Annotated in this window: 10 protein-coding genes and 3 tRNA genes; 9 read left to right on the forward strand and 4 right to left on the reverse strand. The window is 67.3% G+C overall.

Annotation, left to right across the window (positions count from 1 at the left end; all coding sequences use genetic code 11):
- The first annotated feature begins 32 nt into the window (after positions 1-32).
- Entirely contained in the window at positions 33-1,664 is a 1,632-nt protein-coding gene (locus AACX88_RS11480; protein ID WP_339393149.1) for an amidohydrolase, read from the forward strand.
- 80 nt (positions 1,665-1,744) lie between these two features.
- Here the strand turns inward: AACX88_RS11480 and AACX88_RS11485 are convergent, their stop codons facing one another.
- The gene (locus AACX88_RS11485; RefSeq protein ID WP_339393150.1) at positions 1,745-3,106 is read right to left on the reverse strand and encodes an aspartate aminotransferase family protein; all 1,362 of its coding nucleotides are present in this window, start codon (positions 3,104-3,106) and stop codon (positions 1,745-1,747) included.
- Positions 3,107-3,265: 159 nt separating this feature from the next.
- Here AACX88_RS11485 and AACX88_RS11490 point away from each other — a divergent pair, with 159 nt between their 5' ends.
- Complete coding sequence (locus AACX88_RS11490; RefSeq protein ID WP_339393151.1) at positions 3,266-3,877, forward strand: IMPACT family protein; 612 nt, start codon at positions 3,266-3,268, stop codon at positions 3,875-3,877.
- 54 nt (positions 3,878-3,931) lie between these two features.
- On the opposite strand, the gene ybaK is transcribed toward AACX88_RS11490, so the two are convergent.
- Both ybaK and AACX88_RS11500 read right to left on the reverse strand, forming a co-directional pair.
- Positions 3,932-4,432: a Cys-tRNA(Pro) deacylase gene (ybaK, locus tag AACX88_RS11495; protein ID WP_339393153.1), complete on the reverse strand. Its 501-nt coding sequence runs from the start codon at positions 4,430-4,432 to the stop codon at positions 3,932-3,934.
- Between the two features lie 274 nt (positions 4,433-4,706).
- The gene (locus tag AACX88_RS11500; protein WP_339393154.1) at positions 4,707-5,054 is read right to left on the reverse strand and encodes a metallopeptidase family protein; all 348 of its coding nucleotides are present in this window, start codon (positions 5,052-5,054) and stop codon (positions 4,707-4,709) included.
- Positions 5,055-5,279: 225 nt separating this feature from the next.
- Between AACX88_RS11500 and AACX88_RS11505 the strand changes: the two genes are divergently transcribed.
- From AACX88_RS11505 to AACX88_RS11520, 4 genes are all read left to right on the forward strand, one after another.
- Positions 5,280-5,352: transfer RNA gene (locus tag AACX88_RS11505), tRNA-Glu, on the forward strand.
- A gap of 37 nt (positions 5,353-5,389) precedes the next feature.
- A tRNA-Asp gene (locus tag AACX88_RS11510) sits at positions 5,390-5,463 on the forward strand.
- 69 nt (positions 5,464-5,532) lie between these two features.
- Positions 5,533-5,608: transfer RNA gene (locus AACX88_RS11515), tRNA-Phe, on the forward strand.
- A 184-nt stretch (positions 5,609-5,792) separates the two neighbouring features.
- On the forward strand, positions 5,793-6,335 hold the full coding sequence (locus AACX88_RS11520) for a GNAT family N-acetyltransferase (protein ID WP_339393155.1): 543 nt from the start codon (positions 5,793-5,795) through the stop codon (positions 6,333-6,335).
- Between the two features lie 18 nt (positions 6,336-6,353).
- On the opposite strand, the gene AACX88_RS11525 is transcribed toward AACX88_RS11520, so the two are convergent.
- Complete coding sequence (locus AACX88_RS11525) at positions 6,354-7,034, reverse strand: GntR family transcriptional regulator (protein ID WP_339393156.1); 681 nt, start codon at positions 7,032-7,034, stop codon at positions 6,354-6,356.
- 176 nt (positions 7,035-7,210) lie between these two features.
- Between AACX88_RS11525 and AACX88_RS11530 the strand changes: the two genes are divergently transcribed.
- The 3 genes from AACX88_RS11530 (at position 7,211) to AACX88_RS11540 (ending at position 12,453) form a co-directional block, all read left to right on the forward strand.
- Positions 7,211-9,046: an FAD-dependent monooxygenase gene (locus tag AACX88_RS11530; protein WP_339393157.1), complete on the forward strand. Its 1,836-nt coding sequence runs from the start codon at positions 7,211-7,213 to the stop codon at positions 9,044-9,046.
- Between the two features lie 312 nt (positions 9,047-9,358).
- Complete coding sequence (locus AACX88_RS11535; protein WP_339393158.1) at positions 9,359-9,904, forward strand: hypothetical protein; 546 nt, start codon at positions 9,359-9,361, stop codon at positions 9,902-9,904.
- 317 nt (positions 9,905-10,221) lie between these two features.
- Positions 10,222-12,453 (forward strand): HNH endonuclease signature motif containing protein, encoded by a 2,232-nt coding sequence (locus AACX88_RS11540; RefSeq protein WP_339393159.1) that lies wholly within the window; start codon positions 10,222-10,224, stop codon positions 12,451-12,453.
- Positions 12,454-12,592 lie beyond the last annotated feature (139 nt).

Consider the following 12,592-nt stretch of genomic DNA (forward strand, 5'->3'; position numbering starts at 1 on the left):
GAGGAGAACCAGTCTCCGATGAAGGCGGCCCCATGAGAATCGACGCGATCTTCACCGACCTCGACGCGCACACCCTTGACCCGACCCGGCCCAGGGTCTCGAAGATCGGCGTCGCCTCCGGCCGGATCGTCGGCGTCGACGAGGAGCTCGACGGCATCGACGCCGACCGGGTCGAATCGCTCGGCGGGGCGACCGTGCTGCCGGGCTTCAACGACGTCCACTGCCACACGACGTGGTTCGGGCTCACGCTCGCCTCCGTCGACGTCACCGCGTTGCCCGGCGGACTGCCCGAGGTCTACGCGGCACTTAAGACCGCGTCAGCGACGACGCCTGCGGGCGAGTGGATCAATGCGACCGGCTACGCCCACCGCGATTACGACGGGCAGTACCCGGACCTGGCCCGTCTCGATGAGATCACCGGGGACCGGCCCCTGTTCATGCGTCAGACCTCGGGGCATGCCGCGATCGTCAACACCGCGGCGATGCGCCTGGCCGGGATCCTCGAGCCCGACTTCACCGACCCGGTCGGCGGGAAGGTCGTCCGCGACGCCGCGGGACACCCGACGGGACTCGTCGAGGAGACCGCGCAGGGCCTCGTCCAGGACCTCATCCGCCCGTACTCGCTCGAGACGATCGTCGACGCCCTCGACCTCGCGACCGCGCAGTACGCGAGAGAGGGGATCACCTCGTTCGGGGAGTGCGGGATCGCCTACGGCTGGATCGGCCACTCCCCCATCGAGATCTCCGCATACCTGCGCGCCCGCGAGGAGGGCAAGCTCCGCGCTCGGGCCCAGCTCATGCCGCAGGCCGACGGCCTCCATCCGATCGCCGCACACCCCGCCGACGGGTTCGGCATCGGCCTCGACGCGGGACTGCGCACGGGCCTCGGCGACGACATGATCAGCATCGGTCCCGTGAAGTTCTTCATGGACGGGGCGCTGTCCGGGGAGACCGCGGCGCTGCGGGAGAACTACGAGGGCCGTGACCATCCCGGGTACCTCCAGGCCGACGCCGAGGCGCTGCACCAGCAGATCCTCGACACCTACGCCTCCGGGTGGTCACTGGCCGTCCACGCGATCGGGGATGCCGCCGTCGATGCGGCGATCGCGACCATCGTCGACGCCCAGACCCGCTACGGCAGGCGGGCGGTGCCCAACCGGATCGAGCACGCCGGGATGGTCCACGACGAGCATCTGGCGACCCTGGCCGCCCACGGCATCGCCGTGACCCCGCAGGCCGCGTTCGCCGAGGCCATCGGCGACGGCATGAACCGCTCCGTCGGGCCGCAGCGCCGCCGTCTGCTCTACCGGGCGAAGTCGTTCCTCGACTCAGGCGTCCTCCTGCCCGGCAGTTCGGATCGTCCGTGTGCCGACGGCACCGCCCTGCGCGGCATCGGCGCGTTCGTCACCCGTGCCACGAGGGAGGGCGATGTCATGGGCTCGGCTGCGGAGAGGCTCACCCCCGCCGAGGCGGTCGCCGCCTACACCTCGGTCGCGGCGATCGCCTCGGGGCAGGGAGCTGCGAAGGGGACGCTCTCGCGGGGGAAGCTCGCGGACTTCGTGGCGCTGGACGCCCATCCCGCCGAGGTGGCACCTGAGGAGATCGCCGACATCCCCGTGCGCGCCACCGTCCTCGGCGGCGAGTTCACCCACGACGCGAGGTAGCCGCCTCAGCAACCCTCCGGGCGCTGGGCAACCCGGCGCAGGGTGGCTGAGCGCCCGGAGGGTTGCTGAGATGAGCGCATTCAGCGCTCGAAGTCGAGGTCGGTGAGAACCTCCTCGAGGATCCCGAGACCCGACTCGAGGTCGTCCTCGCTGATGTTGATCGGCGGGACGACGTGGATGCGGTGGTAGTTGCTGAAGATGACGAGGCCGCGTTCCTTGAGTGCGGCGAGCACCGAGGCGACCTCGGGTGAGCCGCCGCCGTACGGGGCGAGCGGTTCCTTCGTCTCCTTGTCCCAGACGAGTTCGATCGCCCAGAACGCTCCGGTGCCGCGGACCTCGCCGACGTGCTTCGAGGCCTCCGCGATCTGTCGCAGGCGGGGGCCGATGATCTCCTCGCCGATGCGCGCGGCGTGGTCGACCATTCCCTCGTTCTCCATCGCATCGATCGTCGCGACCGCGGCGGCGCACGCGAGCGGATGACCGGAGTAGGTCAGCCCTCCGGGGTAGGCCACCTCGGCGAAGGCCTCATAGATATCGTCGTTCATGATCACTCCGCCGAGCGGCACATACCCGGAGTTGACGCCCTTGGCGAAGGTGATGATGTCGGGGACGATGTCGAAGTGCTCGAAGGCGAACCACTTCCCGGTGCGGCCGAAGCCGGCCATGACCTCGTCGGCGATGAGGACGATGCCGTGCTCGTCGGCCAGGGCCCGCACGCCCTGCATGTACTCAGGGCTGGGGATCATGATGCCGGCGGTGCCGGGGATCGATTCGAGGACGATCGCCGCGATCGTCGACGGGCCTTCGAGTTCGATGGTCCGCTCGAGGTGGCGCAGGGCTCGTGCCGTCTCCTCCGCCTCGGTGGTCGCTGCAAATTCGGAGCGGTAGAGGAAGGGGCCGAAGAAGTGGACGACGCCGGAGTCGCCGAGGTCGTTCCTCCACCGGCGCGGATCCCCGGTGACGTTGATGGCCGTCTGGGTGCCGCCGTGGTACGAGCGGTAGCGGGAGAGGACCTTGTGCCTGCCTGTGGTCAGGCGGGCCATGCGGATCGCGTGCTCGTTGGCGTCGGCGCCGCCGTTGGTGAAGAAGACGTGGTCGAGGCCTGCCGGAGTGCGTTCGGTGATGAGGCGGGCGGCCTCCGACCGGGCGGCGTTGACGTGGGCGGGGCTGATCGTGCAGAGCAGATCGGCCTGCTCCTTGATTGCGGCGACGACCTTGGGGTGCTGGTGGCCGATGTTCGTATTCACCAGCTGGGAGGAGAAGTCGAGCAGCGGCCGGCCCTCACCGTCGAAGATGAAGGAGCCTGCGGCGCGGGAGACGGTCATCGGGTTCAGGGTGCGCTGCGCCGACCACGAATGGAAGACGTGGGCCCGGTCGAGGTCGTAGGCGCGGGCGGATTCGTCCTTGATCTCCGCGATCTCCGCTTCGCTGAACTGCTCCATGTCGCTGGCCTTTCGCCGTGGTCGAATCCGGGCTTGAGCGCACCGTCACGGTGCCGCTTGGACTCATCGTAGAGCACAGCGCAGGACCGGTCGCAGGGCGCAGCGCAGCGCAGTTCGCAGGACACAGCGCACGGGAACGGCTTCGCTAGAGTGAGGCCCATGCCCTACCGCACGATCACCCGCACCGCCGAGGCCGAGATCGAGATCAAGAGGTCCCGTTTCTTAGGCCTCGTCGCCCCGGTGGCCGATGAGGCGGAGGCCCGCGAGGTCATCGCCGGACAGCGGTCGATCCACCCGAAGGCCAGGCACCACTGCACCGCGTTCATCCTCGATCCCGATTCCCGCACCCAGCGCTTCAGCGACGACGGGGAGCCGGCGGGCACGGCGGGCGCTCCGATCCTCGACGTCCTCGCAGGGCACGGCCTCACCTATGTCGTCGCGGTCGTCACCAGGTATTTCGGGGGAACCCTGCTCGGGGCGGGCGGGCTCGTGCGCGCGTACGGTCAGGCCGCCTCGGCGGCAGTGGATCTCGCCCCCGTCGTGACGAAACGGGAGCTCGTGCCTATCCGGGCCGAGGTCGACTATTCGCAGGCGAACGCGCTCGAGCGGGCCGCTGAGGTGCGGGGCTGGTCGGTGCGGGCCGAGTACGGCGCCGACGTGGGGCTGACCGTCCTCGCTCCCGTCGCCGAGGTGGACCCGGCGCTGACGATGTTCGCCGACCTCACAGCAGGTCAGGCCCATCCGAACGTCGGCGACGTCGAATGGGCCTGAGGGTGCGCGGCTGGGACCGCGCCGGCTGGGACCGAGTCGGCTCCGGAGGATCCGTCAGTCGAGGGCGGCGATCTTCGCGACCTGCGCGTTGGTGAGCATGACGAGGTCCTCGGGGCGGATCTCGATCTCGAGGCCGCGGCGGCCTGCGGAGACGAAGACGGAGGCGTGCTCGAGCGCGGTGCGGTCGATGACGACGGGCACGGCGTGGCGCTGCCCGAACGGGGAGACGCCGCCGACGGGGTAGCCGGTGCGGCGCTCGGTCTCGGCGACCCCGGCGAGCTGGGCCTTCTTCGCACCCCGCGCCGAGGCGAGGGCCTTGAGGTCGAGCTGTCCGGAGACGGGGACGAGAGCGGTGACGGGGGCGCCGTCGACCTGGATCATCAGGGTCTTGAATACCTGATCGGATCCGACGCCGAGCTTGTCGGCGGCCTCCGAGCCGTAGCGTCGGGTGGCGGGGTCGTGCTCGAAGCTGTGCAGGCTGTAGTCGATTCCTGCAAGATTGAGGACTCGAACGGCTGGGGTTGCCGCGCTTGCCGGTTTGGATGCAACTGTCATAGGGGGGATCGTGCCTCCTGCCCGTGGATCGGGCGGGACGTCCAGAGTGAGTCTGTCGAGGCCGATCGGCCCCGAATGTCCCGCGTCGATACGGACGGAATGTTGTTTCGATTGCTGTTTCCGTACCCGCCCACAATAGGCGAAACGTCAAGCCCAGCGCCAATCATGAAAGCCTGTGCGAACTCATCGGTAGCCTGTTTCCCTCCTGTTCACGCGGGGAGGATAGGGCCAGTGGCCTTGTCGCCTCGGCGGAGGTGTGCCGGCCCGGCGGGGATCAGCCCCAACCGATTTCGTGGAGACGGTCGTCGTCGATGCCGTAGAAGTGGGCGATCTCGTGGACGATCGTCACGACGATCTCCTCGCGGAGGTGGTCGCGGTCCTCGGCGTAGGCGATGAGGTTGGCGCGGTAGAGGAAGATCGTGTCGGGCATCTCGAGGCCCATCTGTCCGCGTTCGCCGATGGGGGTGCCGTCGTAGAGGCCGAGCAGCGTCGTGCTCCCGTCCTCGGGGACGTCCTGGATGAAGAGGGCGACGTTGTCGAGCTCGTCGGTCACCCCGGCGGGCAGATCGTCGATGGCCTCGTCGAGGATCTCCTCGAACTCCTCGTCGCTCAGATGTTCCATGCCCCGATCCTAACCATTCCCCACCCCTGCTCCGCTCCCCCGCCGAGGTGGTCGCTGGGAGGGGTGGACCACCTCGGCGAGGGGGGGTGGATCGGACCCGGGATCGGGGTCCGGATCAGGGTCCGGGACGCTGTGACGGAGGACACCGGTTTCCGCTTTGCATTCTGCGAAAAGGTTGGGATAAGCTTAACGTCGTTGCCCACGGGGAATCCGAGAGCAAACTAGGCCCCCATCGTCTAGAGGCCTAGGACACCGCCCTTTCACGGCGGCGACACGGGTTCGAATCCCGTTGGGGGTACGGTGTAGGATCGAAAGGTCTGTCACCACAACAGCAAGGCCCTGTGGCGCAGTTGGTTAGCGCGCCGCCCTGTCACGGCGGAGGTCGCGGGTTCGAGTCCCGTCAGGGTCGCGGAGCATAAGGCTCTTCTTCGGAAGAGCCTTTGTCTCTCTCGGCATACTTTTCGTATGTCGGCGACTCGGCTCTGTAGCTCAGTTGGTAGAGCGTTCGACTGAAAATCGAAAGGTCACCGGATCGACGCCGGTCGGAGCCACCAGAGAAGAACCCCGCGGATTCCGCGGGGTTCTTCGCGTATCCGGGGCGGGGGCGCGCCGGCAGTCCGCGACGCCCCGTCCGGACGCCCTCCGAGGTTGAGCTCACTCTGGTTTCCAGAGCTCAGTTCGCGAACTGGGCTCTCCGTACTGAAGTGTGCCGGAATCCGGTGGGGTTAGCATGCACCCATGAGCAACGACGCGCATCGCGCTCCCGGCGACCCCTCTCCCGACGTTGGCGACCACACTCCCGACGACGCCTGCCCCGGGGACCCTGCTCCCGTCGATGACGACGCCGCTCCCAACGATGGCACCCCTCCTGACGATGCTGGCAGCACGGTCGCCGTCGAGTGGCGCGGCGAAGCGACCAACGACGAGATCAACGTCCTCCACGCCGAGGCGTTCGAGCACCGGGTCCTCGACGACAACTGGCTCACCCCGCTGACGACGCTCAGCCTCGGGTGGGTGACCGCCCGCGATGAGGACGGGCTCGTCGGCTTCGTCAACGTCATCTGGGACGGCGGCGTCCACGCGTTCATCGAGGACACCGCGGTGGCCGAACGGGTCCGGCGCCGCGGTATCGGCAGGCGCCTCATCGCCGTCGCCCGCGAGCATGCGACGGCGGCCGAGTGCGAGTGGCTGCATGTCGACTTCGACGATCACCTGCGCAGCTTCTACTTCGACGCATGCGGCTTCGCCCCGACGAACGCGGGACTCATGCAGCTGCGGTGAGAGAGCTCCCTCGAGGACTCAGGCGCTGAGCTGGGAGTCTGCGCTGGCGATGAGCACATCAGCGGAGCGCTGGATGTGGCACTCGAGGGCATGGACCGCACCGTCGACATCGCGTGCCACCGACAGCTCGGCGATCTGACGATGCTCGTCGGGCACATTGCGGGTCTCATCGGCGACGAGCTCCCGCGACCAGTGCACGAACAGCTCCGATCGAGCACGGAGATCGGTCGCCACCTTCGCCAGGGTCTTGCTGCGGCCGCCGGCGAGGATCGCCGTATGGAAGGCCCGGTGAGCGCGATCCCACTCACAGGTGATGTGCCCTCCCCCGTCGGTGAAGCGGGTGTTCTCCAGCGTGTGATGGGCAGCGAGCACCTCTGACTCCCACTCGAGCCCACCCCGGGCGATCGACTCCCGCAGCGCTGCGGCTTCGATGATCCGGCGTGCACGGGTGAGGTCTTCGAGGAGGCTCGCGGTGAGCTCGGGGACCGAGAACCCGCGCTGCGGGCTGGCGCTGAGGAGTCCGTCCTGCGCCAATCGGGTCATCGCTTCGCGGAGCACGGAGGGGCTGACGGAGAACCGCTGGGCGATCTCGCCGATCCGCAGCTTCGATCCCGGCGTGAAGCTGCCCCGCAGAAGCTCCGCGCGCAGGCGGTCGTACGCTTCGGCGGACAGAGTGCTTCCGACTCGAGATGCAGCCATGTCGTCAGTATAGACGGAGCCCTCCGTCCACGAGATTCAGTGAAAATATCTTTTTTCTGTTGCAATGTTGTGATTTCAGCCATACGGTGGAGGGCACGCGGCAACGGATCCTGCCGCACTCGTCGGATCATCGCCGGTGCCCCCAGTGCACCGGTGCCAGGATGCAAGGAGGCACCATGGCTGACATCGAAGTACCCGTGCTCATCATCGGAGGCGGAGGCGCAGGACTGTCCGCATCGATGAATCTCTCGAAGCTCGGAGTCGACCACCTGCTGGTGAGTTCGCTCCCTTACACCTCGAAGCTGCCGAAGGCGCATGTGCTCAACCAGCGCACGATGGAGATCTTCGAGGAGACCGGGGTGGCACCGGAGATCGAGAAGCGCAGCACTCCGGCGGAGAACATGAAGGCCACCGGATGGTACGCCGGTCTCGTCGGCGACCACGAGTATTCGGGCCGTCGTCTCGGCCATCTCGAGGTGTGGGGCGGAGGCTACACCGACCCGGACTACATCGCGGCGAGCGCGAAGCGCACGTGCAATCTTCCGCAGATCCGCCTCGAACCCCTTCTCCTCGACCATGCGCGAAGACTGCACCCGGACCCCGACGGCATTCGGTTCAATCACGAGGTCACCCACGTCGAGCTGCTCGAGGAAGGCGTGCTGGCCACTGTGCTCGACAAGGACACGGACACCGTGTACACGGTGAAGGCCCGGTACGCGATCGCCGCTGACCGCGGCCGCACGGTGTGCCCGGCACTCGGCGTCGGCATGACCGGACCGACGGATCTCATGATGATGGTCTCCGTCCACTTCTCTGCCGACCTCTCGCAGTGGGCGCTCGATGACGACGTGCTCATCCGCTGGCTGGTCAATCCCGAGTTCGGCGGCTCCTGGTCCTCAGGCGTCCTCGTGGCCATGGGGCCGGAGCACTGGGGAACGAAGTCCGAGGAATGGGTCGTCCATCTCGACTACGCCACCCATGATGCCGATGCCCTGCAGGACGACCTCGTTGTGGAGCGTCTGTGCACCGTCCTCGGCGTCGAGCGCTCCGCCCTGGAGATCCACAAGGTCTCACCGTGGATCATGGAGGGTGTCGTCGCGGAGAGGTTCCGTGCCGGAGACGTCTTCATCATCGGCGACGCGGCGCACAGGCATCCGCCCACCGGTGGTCTCGGGCTCAACTCCGCGATCCATGACGGCTACAACCTTGCGTGGAAGCTCGCCCTCGTGCTCGAGGGCAGGGCCGGCGACTCACTGCTCGACACGTATGAGGCGGAGCGCAAGCCCGTCGATCAGGACAACGTCAACGCGGCGGTCGCCTCGGCGATGAATCATTTCACGATCGACAAGGCGCTCAACCTCTCCGCCGAGGCGACCCCGGCCGCCAACTGGGCGGAACTCGAACCGATCTGGGACGATTCGAAGCCCAATGCCGCCGAGAAGCGCCACGCCCTCAATCGGGCGATCGGCACGCAGACCATGGAGTTCCGCCACCACAACGTCGAGTTCGGGTATCGCTACGATTCCGCAGCGATCGTCTCGGACGGGTCGCCGGACTACGTTCCGATCGATTCGGTGCGCCTGTACGAACCGTCGACGAAGCCCGGTCACCCGCTCCCCCACGCGTTCGTCGAGAAGTCGAACGAGCGCTTCGCACTCAGCAGCCTCGTCGACGGCGGGCACTTCCTCGTTCTGGCCGGCGAGGACGGTCATGATTGGGTCGAGGCCGCCGAGCAGCTCGCCGCGGACCGCGGGCTGCGGATCAAGGCGCACACCGTCGGGCTCGAAGGCAGCGACTTCGTCGACGTGCGCATGGCGTGGATGAAGAACCGCGGGATCGGCTCGAACGGCGTCATCATCGTCCGCCCGGACCGCTACGTCGCCTACCGATCGATCGACGCGGTGCCCGATGCCGCCGAGGAGCTCAACGCGGTCTTCGACTCGATCCTCGGTCTCTCCGCGCCGCTGAGCCCGAGCCGGAAGGTCGCTCAGCCCGACGCCGCCGCGGTCTGATCGGCCAGGCTCTCAGTGCCGACGACGGCACGTGATGTCGGAGGACCCCGCGGTTTCCGCGGGGTCCTCCGGGTCTGCCCGACGAACCGATGTCGCCCGGTAATGGAAGGCGCCCAATTCCTGTGTGCGGCTCACCCTGGTCTCTGGAGCCCAGTTCGCGAAATGAGCTGCAGAAACCGGAGTGTGCCCAAATCTGCGGCCGCGGTCACCGGCTGCACCCGAACCCGGTCCCCGCCACCTCGGCGACCTGCCCCAACCGGGCGGGAAGGGTGTAAGAATAAGGAGGCAACCGACTCGATCCAAGGAGCGACCATGAGTGAGACCCCGACCGGCGAGAACACCTGGGACGACGAGAGCGAAGAGAACGCCTTCCTCACTCAGGACGACGAGTTCGACGAAGAGGAGATCGAAGAGGACGACGCCGAACCGACGGGCGTCGAACTCGACGGGCTCGAGAGCACGGCCGATGCCGCCGAGGCGGAGGCTGAGACCGACGACTTCGACGAGATCGAGGACGAGGACTCCGACGACGAGCCCTACGTCGAACCCGGCGCGGAAGGCCCCGAGGGCACCGGCGTCGAAGGCGCCGACGACGCACTCATCGAAGACGCAGGCTGGGACGAAGAACAGGATGCTCCCGCACTCGACGGCGACCTCGACACCGACCCGATCACCGCCGCCGAACAGGGCAACCGCGACGGCGACGACATGGTCTCGTACGGTGACGACGACTCCGAGGTCGCCGAACTCAGCGGCGACGACCTCGACGTCGACGCCCTCGCCGACGACGGCATCGAAGAGGTCGACGTCATCGACGGCATGCCCGAGACCATCGACAACGCCTACCAGGAGGACTGACCGGCCCTGGTCCCAGCCCCAACGCCCTCCCTTCTCGCTCGCCGAGGTGGGAGGGCGTTCTCGTGCGCCCGCGCCTCGCGGTTCCCGCGTGCCCGAAAGTCCGGCGCGCCCGATCGCAGCCCCGATCGAGATCCCCACTTCCACCCTGCAATCGAAGTCCGAACACCCGGGAGTCGGCATAAGTTTTTCACTGATCATTCTGAATTCAAATGAATATTCGTTCGGATCTGTTTCGAAACACATATTGACACGATTTGTGATGCGGTCTACACTGGGAGCAACGATCCACACTGGGGTGGAAAGGCAGGTGACCGGCGATGAAGGATCCTTCGGGTTCTCTAGGGCCCGGTTGCGGTGCCGCCGATGACGAGCCTCCCGACCGGTCGAGGACTCGCCGCCTCCGCATCGATCCTGACTCCCCCTATGCTGATGCGCTCTCCGTCTACAGCGCCTGCGATCGCGCGCAGCTCGCCGCGTGGGAGGCGACCGCTTCCCTCTTCCTCACCGACGTCATCGCTCACCTCGACCTCCTCAACCCCTCTCCGGAATCCCCCTACCGACACGCCTCGCTGACCGAGACCGCCCGCCGTCACGCCCGGGCCCACGGCTCCGACGCCGGCTGGGTCTCCGAGGTCGACCCCGACCCGGCCCCTGCGACCGCTGCCGGGGACAGTGAAGCCGCCCCCGCCTCGGCGTCTGATCCCTTTGCCGCGGCGCCACTCCCCGGTTTCCCGAAGTTCCGGGAGACCCAGACCATCTACGGATGGGTCCATTCCCTCTCCCATGCCGAGGACATCGCCGAGCTCTCAGCGATCCGGGGCTCGACGATCCCCGCCACCTACGCTCACGTCACCGCGGCGATGACCCTCGTCCACGGGCTGCCGAAGTTCTACGCCCGCTGCCTCGCCGGTGAGTTCACCATCGAGCATGCGATCGCCGCGACCCGCATGTGCCAGGACCTCCAGCTCCAGCGCCTCCCCGTCATCGACTGCTACCTCGAGGAACGGCGAGCCGACATCACGGTCGAGACCTTCAGGAAGTCGCTGTCTCTCAAGGTCGCGATCGTCCAGCCCGAGGATGAGCGCACCCAGCAGGCCCACGAACGTCGCCGAGTCGGCATCACCACCTACCCCGACGGCACTGCGTGTCTGACGCTGACCGGACCGTCGGCAGAACTGCAGGCCTGCTACCTGCGCATCGAGGCCTTCGCGAGAGCCATCCGCAAGGGCAGCACCGCAGCCTTCGCCGACCAGATGCCCGTAGGGGCGATCATCGACGACGACCGCAGCATCGATGCCCTCATGTTCGACATCCTCACCCGCACCATCCCGCAGGCTCGCATCCACATCCGCGCTCACGACACCGACACCGGGCAGAACTCGACCCGAGACATTCCCCTCGACCTGGAGAATGCCCGAACCGTCCATGACATCGCCGAGGCGATCAACGCGGCCGTCGGATCCGCCGGAATCGCCCCTGATGCACCCGGAGGCGTCCGCGTCCATGAGGGTGAACCCGCCACACCGGCGGTCGGCACTCTCAACGGAGCACCGATGGGAACTCCACCGCCGACTGCAGTCAGCGATGCATTCGGCACCGCAGCTCCCGTCGGCAGCGCGCCCGCAGTCGACCGCAATGGTCCCGACACCGAGAACCGGACAGCCGGCGATGCCTGTTCGACGGATGACGATGGACCCGAAGGTTCCGTTCGCTCGCCGGACACGAGGTACGCAGAACTGACCCGGATCGAGGATTCCGGCCCAGACGAGCAGGGTCGATACGCGTACTACTTGGGCCTGACGATGCCGACGACGCCGTTCTGGCTCGGCGGCCAGGCGAAGCTGATCACCACGGTGCCGGCCATCTCCCTGACTGGTCTCGCCGATCTTCCAGGCACGTTCTCTGACGGTTCGCCCATCCCGCCGGACATGGCTCGGGCGATCGCCGGCCAGTGCTCGACGTGGACCCGCATCCTCACCGATCCCGCGACCGGCACCCCGATCGACGCGAAGGCGATGTCCTACTACATTCCCGCTCAGGTGAGGCAGACGCTCGTCGCCCAATGGCAATGGTGCAGTGTGCCCGGATGCCGACGGCGAGCAGAGACGTCGGAAGTCGACCACATCATCCCGTTCGACCACGATGATCCTGCCTCGGGCGGACTGACCGTCTTCGGCAACCTCCACCCGCTGTGCAAGCTCCACCACCAGGCGAAGACGGACTGCAGGTACGCGGTGCGGATGGACTGTCCCGGTGTGCTCGAATACCGGTTCGCCCACGGAGTGGAAGCGATCCTCTCTCCAGGGGACAACCCTGTCGACGTCGAGCAGGCCCGACTCATACAGGCCATCGAGACGGGCGCGATCGACCCCGATGATGAGCAGGAACCGCCACCGTCACCCGGCGACGAACGATTCGCCGACGAGTGCCCGGGCCGCGCGGCCGGAGACGGAGGTGCCGGGTGGGTCCACGCGGAGGGAAGCATCATCTACAAGGAACCGCGAAAGAAGCGCTGGGTCTGGGATCCCGGCGGACCTCCGCCGTTCTGACTCCCCTTTTGCGGCTCTTCACAATTCGGGGTGTAGGTGTGGTCTGAATCCGCCGGCTTCGAGGAGTGCGCGGGCGATGTAGTTGGTGAGGTTGCGGAAGCCGAGGGCCAGGCCACGCAGGTGCTCGAGGCGACCGTTC

The organism is Brevibacterium metallidurans (genome assembly GCF_037101285.1).
In the GTDB taxonomy this organism is placed as follows: Bacteria; Actinomycetota; Actinomycetes; order Actinomycetales; family Brevibacteriaceae; genus Brevibacterium; species Brevibacterium metallidurans.